The sequence below is a fragment of the Hymenobacter sp. YIM 151858-1 genome, assembly GCF_025979705.1.
GTDB lineage: Bacteria > Bacteroidota > Bacteroidia > Cytophagales > Hymenobacteraceae > Solirubrum.
This window is the reverse complement of record NZ_CP110137.1, coordinates 112145-134009: the sequence shown is the minus strand read 5'-3', so window position 1 is coordinate 134009 and position 21865 is coordinate 112145. Positions and strand designations below refer to the sequence as shown.

20 protein-coding genes are annotated in these 21865 nt (G+C 61.9%); 10 read left to right on the top strand and 10 right to left on the bottom strand.

Features of this window, described 5'->3' with window-relative positions:
- Positions 1 to 4: 4 nt before the first annotated feature.
- Positions 5 to 841, bottom strand: coding sequence for a hypothetical protein (locus OIS50_RS19910; RefSeq protein ID WP_264694666.1), 837 nt, complete (start codon positions 839 to 841; stop codon positions 5 to 7).
- 546 nt (positions 842 to 1387) lie between these two features.
- On the opposite strand from OIS50_RS19910, the gene OIS50_RS19905 reads away from it, so the two are divergent.
- Positions 1388 to 1789, top strand: coding sequence for a hypothetical protein (locus OIS50_RS19905; protein ID WP_264694664.1), 402 nt, complete (start codon positions 1388 to 1390; stop codon positions 1787 to 1789).
- A 305-nt stretch (positions 1790 to 2094) separates the two neighbouring features.
- Here the strand turns inward: OIS50_RS19905 and OIS50_RS19900 are convergent, their stop codons facing one another.
- Positions 2095 to 2622 (bottom strand): HEAT repeat domain-containing protein, encoded by a 528-nt coding sequence (locus tag OIS50_RS19900; RefSeq protein WP_264694662.1) that lies wholly within the window; start codon positions 2620 to 2622, stop codon positions 2095 to 2097.
- A gap of 303 nt (positions 2623 to 2925) precedes the next feature.
- Positions 2926 to 3312, bottom strand: a complete 387-nt coding sequence (locus OIS50_RS19895; RefSeq protein WP_264694660.1) for a hypothetical protein — start codon at positions 3310 to 3312, stop codon at positions 2926 to 2928.
- 559 nt (positions 3313 to 3871) lie between these two features.
- Here OIS50_RS19895 and OIS50_RS19890 point away from each other — a divergent pair.
- Positions 3872 to 4417 (top strand): hypothetical protein, encoded by a 546-nt coding sequence (locus OIS50_RS19890; RefSeq protein WP_264694658.1) that lies wholly within the window; start codon positions 3872 to 3874, stop codon positions 4415 to 4417.
- Between the two features lie 542 nt (positions 4418 to 4959).
- Here the strand turns inward: OIS50_RS19890 and OIS50_RS19885 are convergent.
- Entirely contained in the window at positions 4960 to 5631 is a 672-nt protein-coding gene (locus OIS50_RS19885; RefSeq protein WP_264694656.1) for a recombinase family protein, read from the bottom strand.
- A 1284-nt stretch (positions 5632 to 6915) separates the two neighbouring features.
- Here OIS50_RS19885 and OIS50_RS19880 point away from each other — a divergent pair.
- A complete protein-coding gene (locus OIS50_RS19880) occupies positions 6916 to 7317 on the top strand; it encodes a hypothetical protein (protein WP_264694655.1) in 402 nt (133 codons plus the stop codon).
- 484 nt (positions 7318 to 7801) lie between these two features.
- Complete coding sequence (locus OIS50_RS19875; protein WP_264694653.1) at positions 7802 to 12250, top strand: DUF7619 domain-containing protein; 4449 nt, start codon at positions 7802 to 7804, stop codon at positions 12248 to 12250.
- A gap of 357 nt (positions 12251 to 12607) precedes the next feature.
- On the opposite strand, the gene OIS50_RS19870 is transcribed toward OIS50_RS19875, so the two are convergent.
- The 4 genes from OIS50_RS19870 to OIS50_RS19855 form a co-directional block, all read right to left on the bottom strand.
- Positions 12608 to 13129: a CHRD domain-containing protein gene (locus OIS50_RS19870; RefSeq protein ID WP_264694651.1), complete on the bottom strand. Its 522-nt coding sequence runs from the start codon at positions 13127 to 13129 to the stop codon at positions 12608 to 12610.
- Between the two features lie 948 nt (positions 13130 to 14077).
- A complete protein-coding gene (locus OIS50_RS19865; RefSeq protein ID WP_264694649.1) occupies positions 14078 to 14338 on the bottom strand; it encodes a hypothetical protein in 261 nt (86 codons plus the stop codon).
- 16 nt (positions 14339 to 14354) lie between these two features.
- Positions 14355 to 15209: a DNA/RNA non-specific endonuclease gene (locus tag OIS50_RS19860; protein ID WP_264694647.1), complete on the bottom strand. Its 855-nt coding sequence runs from the start codon at positions 15207 to 15209 to the stop codon at positions 14355 to 14357.
- Positions 15210 to 15747: 538 nt separating this feature from the next.
- Positions 15748 to 16041, bottom strand: coding sequence for a hypothetical protein (locus OIS50_RS19855; protein WP_264694645.1), 294 nt, complete (start codon positions 16039 to 16041; stop codon positions 15748 to 15750).
- A 224-nt stretch (positions 16042 to 16265) separates the two neighbouring features.
- Here OIS50_RS19855 and OIS50_RS19850 point away from each other — a divergent pair, with 224 nt between their 5' ends.
- The 4 genes from OIS50_RS19850 (at position 16266) to OIS50_RS19835 (ending at position 17959) form a co-directional block, all read left to right on the top strand.
- A complete protein-coding gene (locus OIS50_RS19850) occupies positions 16266 to 16544 on the top strand; it encodes a hypothetical protein (protein ID WP_264694643.1) in 279 nt (92 codons plus the stop codon).
- 141 nt (positions 16545 to 16685) lie between these two features.
- Positions 16686 to 17015, top strand: a complete 330-nt coding sequence (locus tag OIS50_RS19845) for a hypothetical protein (RefSeq protein ID WP_264694641.1) — start codon at positions 16686 to 16688, stop codon at positions 17013 to 17015.
- 195 nt (positions 17016 to 17210) lie between these two features.
- Complete coding sequence (locus OIS50_RS19840) at positions 17211 to 17540, top strand: hypothetical protein (RefSeq protein WP_264694639.1); 330 nt, start codon at positions 17211 to 17213, stop codon at positions 17538 to 17540.
- Positions 17541 to 17545: 5 nt separating this feature from the next.
- The gene (locus tag OIS50_RS19835) at positions 17546 to 17959 is read left to right on the top strand and encodes a hypothetical protein (protein ID WP_264694638.1); all 414 of its coding nucleotides are present in this window, start codon (positions 17546 to 17548) and stop codon (positions 17957 to 17959) included.
- Positions 17960 to 18078: 119 nt separating this feature from the next.
- Here OIS50_RS19835 and OIS50_RS19830 read toward each other — a convergent pair whose 3' ends face one another.
- Both OIS50_RS19830 and OIS50_RS19825 read right to left on the bottom strand, forming a co-directional pair.
- The gene (locus OIS50_RS19830; protein WP_264694635.1) at positions 18079 to 18732 is read right to left on the bottom strand and encodes a DUF3408 domain-containing protein; all 654 of its coding nucleotides are present in this window, start codon (positions 18730 to 18732) and stop codon (positions 18079 to 18081) included.
- A gap of 29 nt (positions 18733 to 18761) precedes the next feature.
- Positions 18762 to 19541 carry a ParA family protein gene (locus OIS50_RS19825; protein ID WP_264694633.1) on the bottom strand — a complete coding sequence of 260 codons (780 nt, stop codon included), beginning with the start codon at positions 19539 to 19541 and terminating at the stop codon, positions 18762 to 18764.
- A 1084-nt stretch (positions 19542 to 20625) separates the two neighbouring features.
- Here OIS50_RS19825 and OIS50_RS19820 point away from each other — a divergent pair.
- Complete coding sequence (locus OIS50_RS19820) at positions 20626 to 20895, top strand: plasmid mobilization protein (protein WP_264694631.1); 270 nt, start codon at positions 20626 to 20628, stop codon at positions 20893 to 20895.
- Positions 20892 to 21860, top strand: a complete 969-nt coding sequence (locus tag OIS50_RS19815) for a relaxase/mobilization nuclease domain-containing protein (protein WP_264694629.1) — start codon at positions 20892 to 20894, stop codon at positions 21858 to 21860. Before OIS50_RS19820 ends, OIS50_RS19815 begins: the two co-directional genes overlap by 4 nt.
- The last annotated feature ends 5 nt before the right edge of the window (positions 21861 to 21865 follow it).

The following is a 21865-nucleotide window of genomic DNA, read 5'->3' as shown; positions in this document are numbered from 1 at the left end:
TAGGTTAATACCTTTCTTCTGCGCGAACGGAGCTGCGTTCAATCAGGTACTCACATGCCTTGCGAAAACCACTCTTTTTATCGGGGTTCTGCCTGCTTACCATATGGTAAGCGCCCGCTTGGTGGGCTTCCAGGGTCCACCGGGCTCCATCGTTTGCCCACGACGGGCTGCAGCTGGGCAGCTGCCGGAACTGCGCTTGCGCAAGCAACCGTTCGAAGGCTTGGTACTGGGCCAGCGAGATCGAATGCGTGGTTTCGGCGCTCCTTACTTGCACAGCCCGCCGCTTGCCGGCGGCTACTTGGGCTTGAAAGGCCGAGTCCGCCATCAACCTTTCATAATTCTCTTTGACGGCTGCCCGTTCGCTAGGCGAAGCGTCCGCCGGCAACTCGTCCGGGTTGCGCGCGCTGAGTTCAATGAAAAAGGGATGCTTATCCAATACCTGCGTGCGCAACGTCGCCCCCGTAGCCGTGCGACGCAACGTCAGCAGCACCGGCCGGTGAAACGAGCGCAGCCAGAGAAGCCGGTAAATCGGCGTGCCTAGATAGAAATTAGACAGCACCGGCGCCTCGAAATAGGTTAAGTAATGGGAGGCCATTTTCAACTCCATGGCACAATTCTCTTCCCGTCCATCAAGAACAACCCCTTCGGGGCGCGGGGCCTTGGGCGCGGGCATCGAGTCGGCTGCGGGGAAGTAAAAGGTCGTCGTATCGCGTGGCTTGCCTTGGGCATCCGAAATAGCCAGGTTGTTGGCATAGGGGGAGGACGGAGCCGAGGACGGGGAGCAAGCACCCAACGCCAGCAGGCATAAAAAGGGCAGTGCTCTCACCCAAACTCGCAGCATAAGCAGGCAGGAAAAGTGAGTCGAATGGCGAATATAGCAAGCCTGCAAGTGCACATCAGAGGAGCCAGCGCTTCTTCCCCGCTCGGCCTTCACGGCTTATACTGTGACACGCGCTGATTTAAAGTCAAACGAGTACAGAAGTTGATACGCAAAGCTTAACCCTTAGTACTGCAGACGTGTCGTTTACATATTGGCTCTTATAAACCACCCTTGATGCAAGACTATGTATTTAGGTAAACTTACCTACTGGTACGGCGGACTTCTTGAGTAGGAGCAACGGGGCGCTGCTGCGCCAGCGTAGTTTCACCTATTGAACGGATGTTAGCTGATACTACCGCTTACATGAATTATGGCTAGCTTTCCCCTATGGTTTTCATGCACTGGTTGACGCTGCTCATGTGTTGGGGTCAGGGGGCACTGGTAGCGCTGCCGCCCGTTCAGGCCCAATCCCGCGCACGACTAACCTTGCAAATTGTGCCTACCACGTATTCCAGCTCCCTTTCCAAGGAGCCAACGATCAGCTTTACGCACCCTAAGCATTTTCACGTGCTGCTGACCAACGTATCGGCGTCTCCCGTGGCCTTGTTTGAAGAGTGGAACAGCTTCGGGTATTACGGCCTCTCGTTTATAGTTACTTACCCCAACGGTCGCACCCTACGTGTGGCGAAAAAGCCCCGCGGGTGGGATAAGGATTTTCCCTCTACGGTGACCATCGCTCCCGGCGGCTTCTACCTCTTTGACGTGGATTTTGACCCTACTATCTGGGCCCATTCGCCCCGGCTGGAGAAACCCACGGCAAACGGCGGTCTGCGTTGTAAGCTACAGGCAGTGTACACCAGTGCCCCGCAAAAGCTGTCCGACATGGATAGCATGTGGACCGCGAAAGAAGTGCCTATATGGACAGGCACGCTGAGTTCCGCCCACATGCCGGTAACCCTGTGGCCCTAACCCGCTACAGTTTGTTGAGTGGGAGGCTTGCAAAATTCCCCTTCTCTCTAGTTGGACAGAAGGTGGATGCTGCCCCCAATTGAGCGAGTGTGCCTTGCGGAAAAGTTGCTTAAGGTAATGGCTGTGGCTGTTGCAAAAGTCTGGCAGTAGGCTGAACCCAGATTAGTTGAGCCCTTACCCACTACCCACCAGCGGCCCTCCTCCAGCCTGGTAACCTTCAATAGTCGCCAAGATGACCTTATGAATTTACGGCTAGGGGTTTTGCAACAGCCACGGCTCTTATGAAACCAGCGGTATAGGTTGACTTAAAGTTCGCTTCCGGTAGCGCCCCGTACATACGCCATTACTTCCTCCAGTTCCTCTTTCCACAAGGGGTACTCTGGACACAGTTCCGGTTGCCGCTGCAACTGCTCCCACTGGGCTTCGATGGACTCCAAGTCGGCGGGGGAGAAGTCGATTGCCTGCGCTTCCAGCACCTTCAAAGCCATGGATTTTACCTCGTAGTTGCCGTAGAAGAGCAGCTCGATCAATGCTTTCCCATAGTGGGAGCAGTCCAGCCTTTCGAGCGCATACACCAGCGTGCCGCGGTTGTTCCGGTTGGCAGGGTTGTGAATGGCTTGAAACAGCGGCCCTACGGCTTGCGGATCCCCAATGTCCCGCAAGGCCAATGCCGCTTGATTGCGCAGTTCCGCGTTGGGTTGCTCCAACAGCGCCAGGAAAAACTGGAAAATATCCGCCCCGCCGCGTTGCACCAATGCAGCGGCTGCCTGGCGGGCGGCAGCCCAGTCAGCTGCCAGGACTTGCTCTTTTAAGTAGGTTGTTGTCAGCGTCATTATTCGGATGAGAACCCAGCAACTCCGTCGTGTTGCCGCGAGCAGGTATACAGCACTTTTTTGTGAAAGTAGCTGGAATGTCGAAAGGCCTACGTCTTTCTTTCGTCGCTTGACATAATCGTAGTTCTAGACCCCGCCTTGGGAAAGTACCTTTGCTTTCCTGATTGTTCGCAGGACAAGCACTGGTACTTTTCCGGAGCTAGCTATGTTGCTGCGCAGGCATATGGCTTGTGCGAAGGGCTAGGGAAGCAGGGAAAAGGCTTCCAACTGCGAGTGCTGTAGCAGCGCCTGCGCCACGGGATCCTAACAGCCAACGGCTAGCCAATTCACCCACTCGCCTTGAAACAGGCACCACGCATGGTCGGCGGCAAACGTGTACGTGGGAAGCTGGCCTTCTCGGCGGTACACCGCCACCAAGTCAGCGGCCTCCCCCCGCTCCAGCCAGTCCACGGGAAAGTCGTCGTCGCCCCAATGGTAGTTTCCCTGCTCGACGGAGCCGTGAAAATACGTCTCGGTACCCGGGCCCAGCACTTGAACCACGTCCTGCACAAAGGCTTCGACCATCGCCGCACTGCTGCCTAGATGCGGGGGCCATTCCCCGTAATGCGCCAAAAAGGTATCCCCGCTGATGTGCTCGTTGTAGGGCAGCCCGGCCAGCGCAGCCGCCTCCCGGTAGGTGATGCGCGCCAATCGGTCCGCAGGCGGTTGCCCGTTGCGAATCCCGTGGGCGTTCCAAAAGGCCGCACGCGCCTGCAGCTACGCGGCCGTTTTCCGGGCGAATGAGTAGGCAGCAATGGGGATGCTACGATCGATGCCCAACGGCGGCAGCAGCTTGACGTACGCCGCATAGCCCGTGGGCAGACCGTGCGTACCAGGTGCCGCGTCTGGTGGCGCTGGCAGCCAGCTAAGTTGATCGGTTATTGGAACGCCAACGAGGCTCATGCCAGAAGGAAAGAAAAACCCTTGCAATCTACTCTTCGGGGGAGTTCTTTCACAGGGAAAGCAACACTGAGGCACGATATGCCCCGTATCAGGTACGATAACCCTTGCGAAGCGGACACCAAGTTCCGTAGCGTCATTTCTTAAGTAAGAAGGTCCCTGCCCAGGCGGTGAGCCCAGGCCCATAAGTGAAGTCTAGTGCAAGCTGTTGTGCTCGGGCAATCCTTCCTCCAGGCGCGCGCCATGCTTGCGCCTGAGCAAAGTGGTACTATGTTCGCGTAGGTTGTCGTACGTCTTACTTGCCGCTCCTGTGATCAGCCCCCTCTTGACTGCCTGCGGGCAGGTATTCGCTTGCGCAGGCGTGTGCTTGGCGGCGGGCACCGCTGCGCTTCAGGTGGCGCATGCCGACACGGAATTTCGCTGTGCCTCGGCAAAGGCATTGCAGCAAGCGCATTGCGCCAGCCCGTACTTTGTCTCCCAGCTGTGGCTGACGAACGGGAGTGACGACACCCTGGTGCTCGATTTCAAACGCAGCCGGTTTTGGTGCACGTACCGCTACCAGAACCGCACCTACTCGGACACGCTGCACTCGGCTGCCTACGCCCCCGAAGCGGAGGCGCAGGCGCTCGCCCGGATTCCGCCGCACACGAACAGAACCCTTTACCTGCAAGACGAGCAGGTCTTTGCCCTGGTGTGCACCCCTCGTAACACGGCCCTGTTCTTGCGAACCTTGGACGCCACGGCGAAGTCGGTGACCATTCACGCGCAGTTGGTCTATGCAAGCACCGCCGCACCAAACCGGAGCACCCTCGTGGAGCAGCACCTGCCCATCGGGAACCGGTACAAGCTTCGGTAGTGTGACATCCTCCTCTTGTTCTTCCTTCCTCTATTTTGGCAACTTCCCGGTTTATGTGCTGCTTGCTGGCTGTGTGCTGCTTGTTGACGGGTTGTGCCGTAAACAGGCTCTTTACACCGCTTGGCAATTCCAAGGAAGATGAGGTCATCTACCTGCATGGATGCCCGCTTCCTATCGACTGTTATAATCCTTACTACCGCGCTGATGGGCTGGAGCTATGGGTGAAGCAAGACTCCGGCTGCAGTAACGGGGCCCTCACGATCTTGGAAGTTTACCCTTCCATCGTCTCCAAGGGCGATACCATCCGACTGCCTGAATCGAGCAGCCGGCACCTGTATACGTACGCCCGGATCAGAGCCATCAAACACCCGCTCGTAAACATTCGCTACCGATGGAGCAGTGCCGACTCAACCGTTGAGCAGCGGGTGACAGTCGTCATGAAGCGAAGGAAATCACGCATCTTCACCGTCCATTAGTCCCAGTTACTTTATATCAAGTCCGATAACGGGGGCTTATAGAACGTAACAGCGCCCAGCTCTCCGTTAAGCCTGGCTGCTTGGGGCAGCGCGCAGCCACAGCCGCTGCACCTGCTTGTGGGTGTAGGCGGCTCCGCGCCGGGTGCGGAAACCCAGCGCGTTGAGCTCGGCCGCAATCTGGTTGTAGCTCGCCTGCTGGGCTCTTCGCGACACGATCAGGGCCGTGGCCTGCCGGTTGGCTTCGCTCGCGCGGGCGTTGGCCTGGCGGGCGGCTAAACCCTTCTGCCGGGCTTCCGCGGTGAGGTTCTGCGGCGAGCCCAGTTGTTTGCCTTGGCGCTTGAGCACGGCCAGCGCCTTGCGGGTGCGCTCGGCGATCAGGTCGCGCTCCTGCTCGGCCAGGGCGGCGAAGATGTGCACGGTGAACTTGTTGGCCTGCGGCTGGTCGGTGGCCACGAACTCCACGCCCGCGTCCATGAGCGAAGCGATGAAGGACACGTTGCGGCTGAGCCGGTCGAGCTTGGCGATGACCAGCACCGCCCCGTGCGTTTTGGCCAGCTGCATGGCTAGGTGCAGCTGCGGGCGGGCGGCGTGCTTGCCCGACTCCACCTCCGTGAACTCCCCGATCAAAGTGCCCTCCTTCACGAACGCCTGCACCATATTGCGTTGGGCCTCTAAGCCCAACCCGGACTGCCCTTGCTTGGCGGTGGAGACGCGGTAGTAGGCGACAAAGGCGGGCATAACGTGGCGGCTGGTAGTTAAGGAACGCCGCGAAGGTAACGGGCGGCCGGACATTTTGTAAACGTGCGTTTGTGTAATGTCCGGAGGCAATTGGTAGCTCCTTCGCCTTGCTGATCGTTGTTGTTTGCAACTGCAGCCAGTTGCTGGGGCCACGGGCATCAACCGGTTGCAAATACAGCGCAGACCAATGGGTTTTGCGCGGGACACCGGGGTCAGGGGCCATGCAGCTGGCCAGGGGATATCAGCGGGAGAACAGGGTCGAAATGAGCAATAAGCACAGGAGAGTTTGGTTGGGATTTGCCTTGTAATTCTTGCCCGCAGTGGTCAGGCCAACGACGAGCTCGGTTGCCGGCGGCCGGCTTTTTAGCCGTCCTAATGCCTTATGTCCAAAATGCCTTGAATTCTTGCTACTTTCGCGTTACCTACTTGCCGTTTGGTTGTGCGGCCCCCTGATTTCAGGGCCGTCAACTGGTGCAAACGAAAGGCTGGGAAGCTTGGCTGGCGTGTTGGTGGTGCAATCGCCAGCCAAGCGCTGGCAGGCATTGGCACAGGTGCCCGCGAAATGGCCCGCCAAGCCATCCACGCTAAGCCGCTGGGCCATTTGCTCTAACCTGTTGGAGCGCCATTACCAGACGCCGTAATGCGTCGCAAGATGTGTCGGGTTAGCCTGGAAGCCGAGCAGCGGCATTAGCTGGCCTTCAGCTTGTTCGTCGCGCGGCCTGCTGAACCCGGACCAGGGCCCTGGCAGCGCATTGGCCGATACTGCTTCGAAGGCTTGGGCGGGGAAGATGTGCTCGCAAAGCTTGTTAGCCGGCGGCTGGTCCGTGATCCCGAACTCCACGCCCACGTCCTTGAGCGAAGCAATAAAGGAAACGTTGCGGCTGAGCCGCTCACCTTGGTAATGACGAGCACGGCATTGTGCGCCTTGGCCAGCTTCATGGCCGCTGCAGCGGAACGGGCTGCTACCGCTTCCCGGGCTCAGTAGCGGATGTGCCCGCGGGCCGTGCCCCTGCCGGTGACGGTCTGGCGAATGCGGTATAGCTGGGCTGGCGGGCTGGTGCGGCTGCCGTTGAGCGGTCAAGCCACGACTGTATTGCCAGGGGAAACAAACCAGTTAACAACCTGCCGCCTAGATAGGCGGCTTCGGGCCTATAACTGACTTCGGGTCAATAACTGACATCCATACACCTCGCTGGTAAAGCAAGAAGTAAGCTGCCAAGCCTGAGGCCAGCGGCGGCCAAAAATGGTATTATTGGCTAGCCGCATCCCTGCCCAATAACCCCCATGCCCTGGTACCCTACTCTTCCGCCTATTCCGCCGCGGGCATTGCTTCTGCTCGACGGACTGGGAGCGCTGCTTTCGGCTATTATGCTGGGCGGGTTTTGGGCAAGCAAGCGCTTTAACCCGGCTTTAGGCCTGCCTGTGCCATGGCTGTACCTGCTGAGCGGACTGGCTTTGGTGCTGGCGCTGCACTCGCTCGGCCGCTGGGTGTGGCGTCCGGCGCGCTACCGCGGCGCTTTACAAGCCGTGGCGGGTTTTAACCTGCTCTACATGGCTATCACCGCCGGCCTGCTAATCTACTTTTTCGGTCAAGTGAGCTGGTTGGGGCGACTGTATTTCGCCTTCGAGCTGCTCATCATCGCCTGGCTGATTGCCCGCGAGTTGCGGGCAGCAAACCAAGCCTAGGGTCCCTGCGGCTCCCATGCGGGTGGCTCCAGGCCCGGTGTCTACCGCAGCGCAGAGCGGTTGCGAGCTTGAATAAGCGTGCCGAAAAATAAGCGTGCCGAAAACTTGCGCAGGTCCGATAGCTGAGGGGCAAAGCTTGTCGGGCACCGCTAAGTGCTGCCGCGAGCAAGCACCGCCCCTTTAGGGCGCCCACAACCACTACCCTACCCCTGCTAGCCAAGGTGGACCCGCTCAACCCGGCACCGTTGGCGGCAACGGTACCCTACCGGCTGGTAACGCCCGCTCGCCCAAGAGGATTATTCGGTGGCCTTTGCACCTAAAACCCGGGGCAACACTTTTCTTTGAACAATATTCCCCGGCAAGAAGGGCTGAGTAGTTCCGGATCCATGCTGGGGATTTCTTTCCAACCCCGGGATTGCGCTCGCCCGCGTCGGCTGCCCGCGCCGCAGTTTTGTTTGCGCTTGCAATACCATACCGTTTCGCTATGATTAAACGGCTACTGCTGTTTTGCGGGCTGCTGCTGCCCCTGCTGTGTGCCGCCCAGCTGCCCGCTGACTTCAAGCTCCGCAAGGTTATCGGCACGCCGGTTTCCTTTCCCCAAGGCGTGGCCGTGGACGGGCAGGGCTTTATGTACGTGCTCGAGCGCAGCTTTGTCACCAAGCTGGACCCGCAGGGAAGCTACGTTGACCAGTTGGACGTCACCAACCCCGACCCCGCCCGGGTTAACAGTGGCGGCTACGGGTTCTGCCTGGATGCGGCGGGCAACCTGTACGTAGCCGATTTCGGCTACGGCGAAGTGCGTAAATTCAGCCCGGGCGGGCAGCTGCTGCTCGCCTTTTCCACCGGCGGCAACTCGGCCAACGGCATCGTGGGCATTCCCAACCCCGAAAACGTCGTCGTCGATGCGGCCGGCAACGTCTACGTGGCGGGCTCCAACCCCGCGGGCGGAGTCCGGAAGTTCAACCCCCAGGGCCAGCCCCAGTGGTCGTTTACCCTGCCACCTCCGAACCCCGCCACCCCGGTGCGGGCCAAAGCTTTGGCCCTGGACCGCAGCGGCCGCCTGCTCGTGCTGGGCTCCAATTTCACCGTTAGCCGCGTCAGCTCCGACGGGCAGCTGGAAAGCCAGGTGCCGGTGCGCGTGCCGGGCTACACCGAGCGCGACGACGTGGACGCCCTGCTGGCCGTGGACCCGGCCGGCAACCTGTACACTACCATCTCCCAGGGCAATTCCATCCGTAAATTCGACGCCGCCGGCACCTTTCTGGGCTTTGTCGGCAGCGGGCTGAGCGGCAGCACGCGCACCAGCCTGGCCTTTGACGCGGCCGGCAACCTGTACGCCACCAACCGGGATCACGGCGGCGGCAGCAAGCTCTACCGGTTCAACCCCGGCGGGCAGCTGGTCAACACCTGGGGCAACCTGGTTTCCCTCAAGCCCGGCGCCCTGGATGCCCTGGGCAACTACTACTGCTACCATCCCGGCCTGCGCAAGGTGATAAAATACAGCCCGGCCGGCGTGGAGCTGGCCAGGCTGGGCGACCAGCTGCCCCTGGACGGGTACGCCCTGACCCTCGACCCGCTGGGCAACATGTACCTGCTCACCCTCAACTTCTCCGGGGGCGTGGTGGATAAGCTGGACCCCAGCGGCCGCCCCATCCGGCGCTATACCCAGCTGGGGGGAAGCATTTCCTATACGTCCTACGGCGCGGGCATTGCGGCCGACGCCGCGGGCACGATGTACATCACCGATCTGTACGACGGCTGCATTCGCGCCTTAAACGCCCAGGGCCAGGCCCTGCCCCCGATCGGCACGCGCGGCACGGGCGCCGGCCAGCTCTCGCTGCCGCAGGCCGTGGCCGTCGACCCGCTCGGGTACGTTTACGCGGTCGACAACGGGGGCCAGCGCGTGCAGCGCTTTACCCCCACCGGGCAGCTCGTGCGCGAGTACGGCGCCCGCCAGATCTACAACACCGTGCCGGTGGGCACGGCCAGCCTGAGCGTGGACCAGGTCGGCAACATGTACGTGAACACCAGCCTGCAAAACGGGGTGCAGGTTTTTGATTCTCAGTCCGGCCAGGCGCGCACCCTGCCCCAGGTGCTCAAGGGCGCCGTGGCCGTTGACGCGGCCGGCACCCGCCTGATCACCCAGAGCGGCGATCTGATCCGCTGGTACGCCAACGGCCGGCACCGCCCGCGCAACCACATCAGCGGCCACATCTTCGAGGACCGCAACGGCAACTGCGTGCGCGACGCCGACGAAGATCCGCTCGCCGGCATTGCCGTCGTTGCCCAACCCGGCAATTACTACGGCCTGACCGACCAGACCGGGCAGTACACCATCGCCGTGGACACCGGCACCTACTACGTGCAGCAGCTGCTGCCGGGCCAGGAGCTCGGGCGCAGCATCACCCCGCTGTGCGCCACCCCCGTGACGCCCACCTTCCGGCAGTATGGCCTGAGCCTGGCCGGGCCGGAGTTTGGCAACGAGGTGTCCCGCACGCCCTACCTGAGCGTGCAGGTGGGCTCGAATCGCCGCCGGCGCTGCTTTCGCAACACCACCACGGTGCGCTACGCCAACACGGGCTTTGCCGAGGCCCGCGACGCGAGCGTGACAGTGGCCTTGCCGCCGCAGGTGCGGTTTATCTCGGCCAGCGCCCCGCACACCCGCGACGCGGCCGGCAACTACGTGTTTGCCGTGGGCTCGCTGCCGCCCCAGGCCAGCGGGCACCTGGTTATCCAGGACTCGGTGGTGTGCGGCCAGCCCGAGCTGCGCGGGCAAACCGTCTGCACCCAAGCGTGGATCACGCCCCTGAACCAGCTGCCCGCGCCGCCCACCTGGCTGCGCGGCTCCGTCACGGTGCGGGGCCGGGTGGAGCCCGGCAACCAGGCCCGCTTCGTGGTGCGCAACACCGGCACGGGCGCCCTCCAGGACAGCCTCCCCCTGCGCGTGTACCAGAACGGCCTGCTGGCCCGGCTGCAGCGCTACCGCCTCGGGTCCGGCGACTCGCTCGTGCTGCGCGTGCCCGCCACCGAGCCCGTGGTGCGCGTGGAAGCCGAGCAGCCGGCCGGCCACCCCCGCCAGCGGGTGGCCAGCGCCACGGTGGAGCTGCGCGGCCTGAGCGCCCCCGGCCAGGTGAATGCCGCCCTGCACAGCCTGCCGCCCAACGAGCCGGGGCCGGAGTTTGCCGAAGACTGCCAGCCCATCGTGGACTCGTTTGACCCCAACGACAAGCAGGTGCTGCCCGCCGGCGTGACCGACCAGCGCTACACCCCCACCAACACCCCGCTCCGCTACCGCATCCGTTTCCAGAACACGGGCACGGACGACGCCTACCGGGTGGTGCTGGTGGACACGCTGGACGCCCACCTGGATCTGACCACGCTGCAGGCCGGGGCGGCCTCCCACCCCTACCGCCTGAGCGTGACCGGGCAGGGGCGGCCGGTGCTCACGTTTACCTTCGCCGGGCTGAGCTTGCCGCCGAGCGCGCGCAACGAGCCCGCTTCCCACGGCTTCGTGGACTTTACCATCCAGCCCAAGAGCGGGCTGCCGCCCAAAACCCGCATCGACAACTTCGCCGACATCTTTTTCGACTACAACGAGCCGGTGCGCACGAACACGACCGTCAACCGCCTCTACGACCTGCCGGCCCTGGTTGACCCGGCGGTGCAGCTGCCTTCCGTGCTGGCCTCGCCGCTGGTGCGCGGCCTGGCCCCGGCCGCCGGCCGCGCGGGTACGCTGGTCACGATTACCGGCGAGCGGCTCGCCCTGGGCGGCGCGCTCCCCCAGGTGCGCTTTAACGGCACTCCCGCTCCGGTGCTCAGCAGCTCGGCGGCCGCCCTGACGGTGCGCGTGCCCGCGGGGGCCGGCTCGGGCCTCGTGGAAGTGGTCACGGCCGACGGCAGCGCCCGCAGCGCTGCCTTTACCGTGCACCAGCCGCCGACGCTGGCCGGTATAAGCCCCGCCGAGGGCAAGCCCGGCAGCGTGGTTACCCTGCGCGGCACCCACTTCTCGCCCGTCGCGGCCGAGGACACGGTGCAGGTGGGCGGCGTGGCGGCCCGGGTGCTGCTGGCCTCCCCCACCGAACTGCGGGTGGAGGTGCCGGCGGGCGCACTCTCCGGCCCGGTGGAGCTGCGCACGCTCGGGGGCGCGGCCCGCAGCGCGGAGGCGTTCACCGTGTGGCACCCGCCCGTGCTTACCAGCCTGAGCGCGAGCAAAGGCAAAGCCGGGGACCTGCTCACCCTGCACGGCCACACGCTGGCACCGGCGGCGCGCACCTCGGTCACGCTGGGCGGCACACCGGCTCCGGTGCTGCAGGCCACCGCCACCAGCGTGCTGGTGCGCGTGCCCGCGGCCGCCCAAACCGGGCGCGTGCGCCTGGAAACCCCGGGCGGGCTGGCCAGCTCCGCCGCCGACTTTACGTTTATTCCCGCGCCGCTGATCCGCTCCTTTGCGCCCGCCCAGGCCTCCGTAGGGGAGCTCATCACCGTAGCGGGCGAGCATTTCCTGCAGGAAGGCCAGCCCGACACCCTTTCCTTTGCCGGCGTACGGGCCCCGGTGCTTTCCGCGACCGGCACCACGGCGCTGGTGCGCGTGCCCAAGGGAGCGCAGTCGGGTCCGGTGGAGATCGCCGGCGTGGGGGGGCGCAGTCGCAGCGCTCAAGACTTCCGCGTGCTGGACTTGCCGCCCGCGGAAGCCGTGGCGGTGTACCCCAACCCGACGGACGGGCAGCTGACGCTGGACTGGCAGCGGGCGGACTTCGACCTGGCGCAAGTGCGCGTGTTTGACGCCCGGGGCAAGCTGATCAGCGCCCAGGACCTGCGGGGCCGGGTGCAGCCCTGGGTGGGCGTAGATCTGACCGCCCAGCGCAAGGGACTGTACCTGCTGCTCATCCAGACTTCCCGCGGACCCATTACCAAGCAGGTGACTGTGTACTAGCCCCGGCGCAAACGAGCAAGCCCACGAGGACCGGCGCCCAGATGCCGGTCCTCGTGGGCTTTTTAAGGTCCTAGCTGAGCCGGGAACGGAGCCGGCGTTCTAGTTCCTGCGCCAGCTCGGGCGAGGAAGCCTGGTTGGCATGCGCCCGGTGCCGCAGCTCTTGTGGGTCGGCCACGCCGGCGGGGCGCGGCAGCTGCTCTTACTTCAAGCTTTCGAGCAGGTAAGCAGCCCGTGGGTGCCGCAGGTTGCCTGGCTCGCTGCCCAGGCTCCCCCTGCCGCCAGGGTTAAAGCAAAAGCCCGGCGCGGAGGCCGGGCTTGGCAAAAATCGTTTTTCGGGTGGGAAATGGCCGGGCCAGGCTAGCGAACCTGGCCGCGAATTTCCCCGCCGGGGTATTCGTCCGAATGCACGTTGGTGTAGATGTTCCCGGCTTCGATGGCTGCCAGCAAAGCCGAGATGGGCTGCCCCAGCAGCGGGCCCCGCAGCGAGGCGCTGGTGATTACCCCTTCGGCAATCACGCCCTGCGGACTGGGCTCGGTGCGGCCCACCAGGTTCACCACCACCGGCCCGTTAGCGCCGCGCGGGGCCAGGTGCAGATGACCGAAGCGGACGCTGCTGATGTTGGCGACAATTAACTTATAACGGATGGACGTGCCGTCCTTGCTGAGGTGAAAGATAGCCTGGCCCGTGGCATTGGTTGGGACGGCGGGTACTTCTTCGTCCCCCGACAAGTGCGCGGTGTAGCTGCGGCTCTGCCCTTTCGCGTCGGCGGTCTGCGTGAGAACCTCTGCGCGCGGCTCCACAGCTTCCTGCTGGCAACCGGTCAGGAGCAGGCCGGTGCAAAGCAAGGCGGCAAGTTGGGAAAATAGTCTTGTCTTCATGGCAGTTAGGTGTTGGCGGTGTGTAATTGAAAGCAACCGGTGGGTGTTGCTGATGTTATAATAATCTATATAAATAATGGTACATAATTGGTTGGTGCGTGATGGGTCCGGCCTGTGAATTAGAGGAAATAGCTAGCAGCCAGGCCCCGGCGGTTCAAACATTCCGCAGTAACCGCAAAGATCCCGGGCTGCTTGTTTGGTTTAGCAAACCAGCTGGCCATGGGCCCCAGCACTCAAAAGGGAGGCGTCAACCACCTGCCCGGCACCACTTTGCCACCACCGGCAGAGGGTAACGGCGGGCCGGGTGAAAACCTACTCAAGGACATCAGTACGCTAGCTGGACATTACCCAAACGCCTACGGTGAAATTGCCGAAGGATCCTAGCCCGGCGCGCAGCCCGCGTCGGTCAGAAGTGCATCGGTGCATCATGCACTAAGTGGAATGCCGGGTTCAGGGGAGAGGCCAGGACAAAAGCAATAACTGATACTGCACACTGTCCTGCCGGGCTTTTGCTAACGCCGCTTCCGGGCGCGAACGCATCGCCACCTGCCGCCCCAACCAACGCGGCCGTTGTTGGCCCGTTTCCTGCGTCAGCCTAATTCCCCGGTATCTACCGCTTCGGCCTTGCCGAGATCCTCGGTTCCTGGTCTTGCGCTCCCCCAATCATGCCCGCAGCGGCACCGCGCGGAGGCTTACTGCCAGTGAAAGAAGCTGGAACGAGCACGCAAACCTGCGCGGCGCCTCGAGCTGCAACAGTACGCGGCGCAAACCGGTAAGCTGCACCCGCCTGCCCCTGGCGGCGGATTATGCGTGGGCAGGCGTTGAATACCGATGGGCTGGCTTCGCGCCTAGGCGCCTTCTGGAAGTTGAGCCGCGGGAACTCCCAGGCATTTTGCCCCTGCAGCTGTTGGCGGATACCGGTATAGCCCCTCTTGTTCGGCGGGGCCGCTAAAACTCGAACGGGGGTAACTCCAGGTAGCAGCCGTAATGGCCGTCGAAGTAGTCCGTACTGGTGAAGCTGTTGGTGCGGTACACCTTGCCCTCGAACTGGTCGAAGTACACCTCGGCAAAAAAGCCGCCGGGCAGGTGGTAGAGGTTGACGGCGTCCTCTTCCTCGTAGCGCCGCATCAGAAACGTGCCTTCTTCCCAAATCACCCGGCACTGCTGCGGAAAGTCCAGCTGGCGGAAGGCGTAGTGTCCGGTAGCCATGGCGTGGGGGAGCAGCTTACTGCGTGGGGCCGTTGTCCACCCGGGCTTCAACGGTAGCCTGCACCGTGGTTGCTACGGCCGCGAGCAGGTCGTAGCCCGTCGCGGCTTCGATCGCGTCCACGCTCGTGCGGTACGGGCCCCAGCTGCTGCCCACCGCGTTCTCGTTGGGCGTGTCCACGGCGATGACGCGCGTGCCGGCCGAAACGCGGGCCGCGTCGTTGTCGCCCACCGGCAACACGACCACCACCTTCCACAGGCGCTTGGGGACCGTAACCCGGCCCTGATCGATGGTGCTAGCAAAGCCGTTGCTGCCGGTGCCGCCCGTGCCGTAGGCGCCGCACACGATGTAGAGCTCGTGGCCCTGGCCCACGAGCGTGCGGCAGTAGTCCTCGAGCGCGGCCCAGGTGCGCTGGTTGTTGTTTGGCGCCTGCGGCACCATGTTGCTCATCAGAAACGTGGCTGAGTTGTCCGCCACGGACTTGGTACGGTCGGCCGAAGGGCACTGGTGCCCGCGGTCAAAGCCCGAGCCCTGGTAGCTGGCGGCGCCGGCACGGTACCAGCCGGCGGGCAGCGCCGGGTCGGGGCGGAAGTCGTCCTGGCGGGCGGCCGCGCCCAGCCACTCGCTGCTCAGGTGCCAGCTCACCCAGTTGGGAATGCCCCGGTCGCGGTGGTAGCTCAGGGCGTATTGCGGCTTCTCGAGCAGGTAGTTGGCCGGTTGTCGTTCATCCGTTACGGCGCCCGAGGGGTTGCCCAGCGTGAGGTGCCCGCTCAGCCGCGGGGCAGCGGGGCTGGGTAGCTCCTGTGAGCGGGAGCACGAGGCCAAAAACAGGACGCAGGCCAGCCACGGGGCCGCAACACGAAGACAAAGCATAGCGGAGCAATAAACCGCCAAGCCATCCGCAGCTTGGAAAAGGCAAAGTTATCAGCCGGGGGTTTTCAGCCCGCCGGTCATCGCGGGCACGAAGCTCGCCTCCGCTGCGCACCGAGCGCAGGTGGGGCGCCCGCGCGGTAAAGCCCCGACCCTGTTTCCGCTTGTACGCACAGCGCAACGCCAGGTACCAGCAGGGCTGGCCCGGCGGGTGCGGGCCTCCGGCCCTAAGCTGCCCGTAAGGTTCAGCAGCGATGGGGCTGCCGAAGGATGCACTCTCCACCGCCCGTCCGGCGGTAATACCCGGCCAACCGCCCGGCCCACCGGGTGAGCACGCACACGCGAGGCGGTTAACAGGACCCCGCGCTAACCCGGTTTAAAGCTTGCAAGTGGCTAAGTCAGCTGGCCTGGCAAGGCGTGCAGGTAAGCCATTGGATCAATGGACCACTGTCCATACCGGCAGGATGCCGCAGCAGCTTGATGGGTGGAACTCCACCCTCCGCCTGGCAACGCCTCTTGGTCAGGTCCAGGGTGGTGCGGCTTACGCGGGCACGCACTCTTCGAGGGCGGCGCTGATGTCGACCTGCTCCAGCGGCGGCACGGGCGCAAAGCGTGACTCGTGGAAGTTGGCTTCCGGGAAGCCCGGCGCTACCGCCGCGTTGTGGAGGCCCTCGAGGGTGAGGCCGTAGCCGCGGTGGGTATCGTAGAGCTCGCGCACGAGGTAGATCGGCCCGCGCTTGGGCGTTTGGATGTTGGGGTTCTGCGCAAGCAGCAGGGTGAAGTCATCGTTCGTGCAAATCACTTCCTGCCCAACCCGGAACAAAGGTGCCTTCATGGCGCAAAGTTAAGCCCGCCTTTGCTAATTATTTTATTGAGTTGGCCTCGTCCCCACCTGTAGATAACCAACCCCGGGTGGTTTACCAACTTGGAGCGATACGGCCCTGGCGTTAGTGAAGGTGACCCTGAGCGTACCCAGGTAGCTTGCAATGGCGGTAATAATTGCTAAATTTGGTAGTAGATAAAACTATTCAATTTAGCAATTGCCCATCCGTCCCTGCCATGGAGTCCAACGCCCGCAGCCTGCTCTCGGTATGCATCTTTCTTGACCCCTTTGCTATCAACCTGGAAGTGCGCATCAACGACGGCAGCCGTCCTTGGGTAATGATGCATGACTTCCAGCGCTACCTGCGCGAAGGGCAGCTTGCTACGGCCCAGTACTTAGCCAAACGTTACCTGATCAGCCGGCCTGACCAGTTGCGCTTTATGAACCTGGCCAACTTATCGGCCTTGCTGCTTGCGGCCTTGGAAGAGCACGAGCTGCGTGACGCCTGCGCTTGATCGAGAGCCTGCTTTCCGGCGTTCCGTGTGCTAAACCAATTTCAGTAATAACGTCATCCGGTAAGTCCGCATTGGCAATACTTTCATTTTCAGGGGAGCAAAGCTCGGATGCAACGGATGAGTAGCGGTTATCTTTCCCCCATGAACAGACTTGCTTTCTTGCTGGCCTGCCTGCTGGTGCTGGGCGGCTCGCCCGTACTGGCGGAGGACCCCTCCGTGGTTGTGGTGCGGGTAAACGAACGCTCGGGCATGGCCCGGCTGGTGATCGAGCGCGGAACCGGGCCGCAGGAAACCCTGGAGTTTGAGTCCGGAAACAACAAGACGGAAAGCGCTTCGGCGGCGAAAAACTACCACCAGGTAATCAGTAAGCTTTACCAGCAGGGCTACGTGCTGCAGAGCACCATTCCCGGCTCGACCGAACCGGGCTTTACCTGGTGCACCCTGGTCTTTGTCAAAGCCGCGAGGCCTTAGACTACCCAACGAATGTGCACTGAAGCTGACGGCATTGGCTTGCTACGGCTTGGTGAGTCCTTACCTGCTATTCACCTACAAACCAGGTAAATTAGAGCGAGCTGATGCAGCGGATCAGCACTCCCTTCTTAATCAGCAGTAATCTTAGTAGTACCAGATATGGCCGTTAACCCTATTCACCCGGCTGCTCACGCCATGAATCACATACAAGCGGGCCTGGCAGATGCTTCCAATCACTACCTGGTCTGCACCAACTACTTTGAAACCCCTGACGGGCCAGTGTTACTTGGCTCCCTTTACTTGCACCGCGACGCGGTTCGCAACCTGCGCGTGGAAGCCAATCGGTTTACGTGCGACGTACTGCTGAATCCGAATAAGTTTTCTCCAGTCACAGTATCTTTTGCTCAGATCTGGAGCATTCAGCGGGGTAATCAGCCTGAATTTGACGCAGAAGATTCGGCTGGCAGTTTGTACGAGAATACCCAGGCCCTCTCTTCCTTTGCGCAGCAAGGGCTGGCTGAGTAATTAATATGGATATTGCTGAATTAGAGGCGCTGCTTGCACCTGGTCACCCGTACGCGGACAAGCACCGGGCGCAGCTTCAGGCGCTGGCGCAGCTGCAGGCAGAACAGCGGGAGTACATGGCCCGGCTGTTCCGGTTTGGTAATGCGACGTTTCGCTACCAGCAACTGGCCGCGGGCGAAGTAACCGAAGCGGACTATCTAGATTGGCTTGAAGGCCTGCCAGAACGTTTTCGGGCGATCATGGAGCGGGATGGATTCGAGAAGTGCAAGACCAGCCTGCCGCTCCGCCGCCACGCTCTAGAGCGGCGCGATGTCGGCTTCGGTGCATTTCTGCAATCCGTGCTCTCCGCGGAGGATTGGGCTAGCTGGCAAGCTGAAAAAGCAGGTTTGTCACCGCTACCCGGCAGCGAATTAAGTTGAATGGTGCCGGCGCAGGCAACCTCTCCCCTACCCCACTGAAAACAGCGCCGCCGCGCTGACCCGGGTAAGTGGGCCAGCACGGCGGCGTGATAATCTACTTCAAGTAGTACTTGAGCTGCCTAGAACCGGCGCTTCTTCTTCGCCTGGGCTTCCTTTTCCTTTATCAGCTTCCGGATTTGCGGACCGAACTGCTGCAGGTGGTGCTCAACGATGTTGTTGAGCAAGGTCGTGGTGGAGACAAATTTGTTGTCGCCGAGCGTGTTGGCGATGTACACCAGGTTCTCGTACAGCTCCCGGCTGATGTAGGCGTGGGTGCGCTGGTCCTTGTCCCGCTTTTCCAGGAAATGGGCATACTCAAGGGCGGGCCCCTCCCCTACCCCGCTGCTGGCGGCAGCTGTTTCTGTCAAGACCCGCTCTTCGTCAGCCACTGCAATGGCTGGCTCAACCACGGGTGCGTCAACGGCCGCAGCAGGCAACTCCGCGGTGGTTGGTTCCGCGTGCTGCTCGGCTACCGGTGCCAACGCCGGGGTTTCTACCGCCGCTACGGGCGGCGCCTCCACGGGCGCAATCACGGGAGCGGCCGGTTCAACCACCACGGGCTCGGCAACTGCGGCCTTGGGCGCGGCTACCGTTTCCGCGGCCGGCTGCGGAGTGGCCGGGGCCGCGGGCGCGCGGAAGAAGTTAATGGTGGTGGCTTTGGTGCGCTTGGAGGGGCCCAGCGGCTCCTCGTCCAGGGGTTTGCTGTTCTTGGCGGGGGAAGTCTTGGTGGCCATGGCAATACGGGTCGCTAGCTCTTAAGGGGTTACTGGGCGTCGGCTTCGGCGCCGGCGGGCACGGCGTCGGCGAAGATGACGTTGCTCATCTGCTCGATCAGGCTGCGCACGCCCAGATCCAGAAACTGCTTTTTGAGCGGGAACATGGTTGAGCGCATTTCGTCTTTGCGGTAGTTCACGCTGTGCTCCAGGCGCGCGTCGAGCAGGCGGATGTCGTTGTCGGCGAAGTACTGCTCGGTGCGGTCGTACATGGTGCGCTTCTCGCTCTTGATGTACTTGTTCCAGAAGGGGTAAATGCCCTTGAGGCGGCTGCCGGGGTGCTCCTGCATGATTTCCTGGATGGTGTCGATGTAGCTGATGGTCGACGAGACGCTGATCTTGTCCGGCTCCACCGGAATGAAGATGTAGTCCAGGCGGGCCCACAGGTCCACGATGCCCTCGGCGTTCATGGTGCCGGGCGTGTCCACGAACACCAGGTCCACCTGGCCGTCGAGTGCCGCGAGCTGCGCGGCCGCGTCCTTGACCATGCAGCCAATTACCGGGTAGGCGTCGGCGAGGGCCGCCTCGATTTCCTGGATGCGCTTGCCGTTGGCTTCCGGCTCCTGCTGCAGGTGCTGGAGCTCGCGCTCGAGGGCGCTGAGCTCCTTGTCGCGGAAGTCCACGATGGACTGCTGGGGAAAGTCGCAGTCGACCACCGCGGTGCGAACCCCGCCCAGGTGGTGAAAAGCCGAAGCGGCGATGATGGTGACGGTGGTCTTACCCACCCCACCCTTCTGCGAAGAGATGGCGATGTACTTGGTCTGGGCCATGGTGGAAGGCAGTTGATCGGTCGAAGGGCCGCCGAAGCGGTGGAGCTCGGACAAACATACAAGCTAATCCGATACCATGTATGCAGTCTTATATACTATCATTTATACACCTTAACATATCATGCTAGTAATGTGAGTGTATGATTATGTATTGCAGTGTTATCAAAACAATGTTATGTCTCGTTGCCAAAGATAACTGACTACGTGTGCTCCCGGAGTCACATCATCTCCGGGTATTGTAGCCGTGTTGCCATAGCAATACCTGATGAACCTAATCTGATTACACATGGGTATGCTCATAAGCCAACAGATCAAACTGATTTCATATTATCATATAGTCAGTTAAACATGTTGAATTATAATGATGGTAACTTATGAGATGCCATACTCATGTTACAGTTGAATCATCATATTGTAGTCTTGTAAAACCATTGTCAATATAATAAATTGCTAACGCTGAATGAGTATGTATTAAACATAAAATAACTAATATGTAAAAACATCTTATATATTATACATCATAACATTACCAAAAGTATGTTTTCATGTATTTGACTATTGCTGTTTCGATCTGTGCAAACAGTGTTCAAGTAGCTTAATCAATACATGCTAACTGTTATATGTGGTAATGATAATAATATTATGAAAAAACACTTCTTGAGCTTTCGCAACCATATAGGTTTGCCTTGGGCATATTATTATGTGTATAAAGGTTGCTTTGATAACATTTATATGTATTATAAACAGGCGCTGGTACGGTAGAAAGAGCGGTTGCCTGAAGCAGGCGACAATGCTAACAACCCATTAGTAATGATAACATTGTTACCTATCATCATATTGTCAATACCTGCCTCTGAAAAATGTTATCACCGGACCACGTTTAGAATCCCAATACAGCTTATCTTCGTACTAAATTAGGGTTTCAGAGCAAGCCATGCCTTTGTAGCTACAAAGTCGCTTGCAAAGCAGTTTGATGGATCTACATTGACGCAAGCTATTTCGCCCTTAGTACCGTACGATACGCCCCGTTAGGATGGATAACAACGCCGAAGCCGCCCGTTCCCGAGCCACGAAATCCGCTCCCGTGCTGCGCTTTCGCGTCAGCGAGCACGAGCGCCGGGTTATTGAAAGCAAGGCCAGCCGGGCGGGGCTTAAGCTCTCGGATTTTCTGCGCGACTGCGCCCTCGATAAGCCCGTGCGCGAGGCCGTGCCGCTGGAGGTGGTGCGCGGCGTGATCGGGGTGGCCAACGCCCTTAATCAACTGGCGCGGCTGGCCCGCGAAGGAAGGCTGGGCAGGGTCGGGGAGCAGGAGCTGCTCGAGCGGCTCGAAGAGCTGAAGACGCTGCTGCGATGATTGCCAAGACGACCATCGGCGCGGACTTTCGCGGGGCCATTGCTTACGGGGCCGGGGTGCGCGAGGAGGAGCAAAAAAAGAAGTCCCGGCTGCTGGGTGCGCACAACCTGCTGAGCCGGGACGCGGCCGGCATTGCCCGGGAAATGCAGCTTGCGGCGCAGCGCAGCGGGCGCTGCCAGCTGCCGGTGTGGCACACCTCGTTGTCGTGGCCGCCGGAGGAAAACGTGACGCCCCAGCAGATGCTGCAGGCCGCCGCGCTGTACTGCCAAAAGATGGGCGCGGACCTGGCGCGGCACCAGGTCGTGGTGTACCAGCACCTGGACCGGCCGCACCCGCACGTGCACGTGTACATCAACCGGGTGCCGCTGGACGGCGGGCCGGTGCTGCGCACGAGCCACAACTACGCCCGCAACGTGCGGGTGACGGCGGAGATCCGCGCCGAGCTGGGCATGCAGAGCCTGCCCCGGCAGCGGCAGGGAAAAAAGCTAGCGCTGGACCAGGGGCCGCGGCCCGTCGTACAGGTGCGGGCCGCGCTGGCGGCCGCGCTCGGGGAAGGGGGCGTGCGCAGCGTGGCGGAGCTCGGCGCGTTTCTGCGCGCGCGCGGCGTGGCAGTAACGTTTAAGCGTGACGCCGGGGGCCTGCTCGTGGGCGCGAGCTTTCGCCTGGGGGACGTGGCCCTGACCGGCACGCAGGTGGGCTGCAAGGCCCGCACCCTGCGGGAGCTGCTCGAGCCCGAAACCCGGCGGGCGGAAGCGCGCCGGGTAGGGGAGGGGTTGGCGGCGGAGCGGGTAAGCGGGAGTGCGGGGCCGGCGCCGGAGCGCGCGGCCCCGATGCGCGCCGGGCAGGACACGGAGCGGGGGGCGCTGGGCGCTTTGCTGGAGGCCTTGGAGGGAGGCAGCGCGTGGGAAGTGGAAAACCAAATGCCGGATCGCCGTAAACGGAAGCGGCGGCGCCCGTTGCGGTAGGCGGG

Bases quoted from the DNA above. Each gene is read 5' to 3' on its own strand.
- OIS50_RS19910 (WP_264694666.1), bottom strand. From the start codon at position 841: ATGCTGCGAGTTTGGGTGAGAGCACTGCCCTTTTTATGCCTGCTGGCG.
- OIS50_RS19900 (WP_264694662.1), bottom strand. From the start codon at position 2,622: ATGACGCTGACAACAACCTACTTAAAAGAGCAAGTCCTGGCAGCTGAC.
- OIS50_RS19885 (WP_264694656.1), bottom strand. From the start codon at position 5,631: ATGCCCGCCTTTGTCGCCTACTACCGCGTCTCCACCGCCAAGCAAGGG.
- OIS50_RS19880 (WP_264694655.1), top strand. From the start codon at position 6,916: ATGCCCTGGTACCCTACTCTTCCGCCTATTCCGCCGCGGGCATTGCTT.
- OIS50_RS19875 (WP_264694653.1), top strand. From the start codon at position 7,802: ATGATTAAACGGCTACTGCTGTTTTGCGGGCTGCTGCTGCCCCTGCTG.
- OIS50_RS19870 (WP_264694651.1), bottom strand. From the start codon at position 13,129: ATGAAGACAAGACTATTTTCCCAACTTGCCGCCTTGCTTTGCACCGGC.
- OIS50_RS19865 (WP_264694649.1), bottom strand. From the start codon at position 14,338: ATGGCTACCGGACACTACGCCTTCCGCCAGCTGGACTTTCCGCAGCAG.
- OIS50_RS19860 (WP_264694647.1), bottom strand. From the start codon at position 15,209: ATGCTTTGTCTTCGTGTTGCGGCCCCGTGGCTGGCCTGCGTCCTGTTT.
- OIS50_RS19855 (WP_264694645.1), bottom strand. From the start codon at position 16,041: ATGAAGGCACCTTTGTTCCGGGTTGGGCAGGAAGTGATTTGCACGAAC.
- OIS50_RS19850 (WP_264694643.1), top strand. From the start codon at position 16,266: ATGGAGTCCAACGCCCGCAGCCTGCTCTCGGTATGCATCTTTCTTGAC.
- OIS50_RS19845 (WP_264694641.1), top strand. From the start codon at position 16,686: ATGAACAGACTTGCTTTCTTGCTGGCCTGCCTGCTGGTGCTGGGCGGC.
- OIS50_RS19840 (WP_264694639.1), top strand. From the start codon at position 17,211: ATGAATCACATACAAGCGGGCCTGGCAGATGCTTCCAATCACTACCTG.
- OIS50_RS19835 (WP_264694638.1), top strand. From the start codon at position 17,546: ATGGATATTGCTGAATTAGAGGCGCTGCTTGCACCTGGTCACCCGTAC.
- OIS50_RS19830 (WP_264694635.1), bottom strand. From the start codon at position 18,732: ATGGCCACCAAGACTTCCCCCGCCAAGAACAGCAAACCCCTGGACGAG.
- OIS50_RS19825 (WP_264694633.1), bottom strand. From the start codon at position 19,541: ATGGCCCAGACCAAGTACATCGCCATCTCTTCGCAGAAGGGTGGGGTG.
- OIS50_RS19815 (WP_264694629.1), top strand. From the start codon at position 20,892: ATGATTGCCAAGACGACCATCGGCGCGGACTTTCGCGGGGCCATTGCT.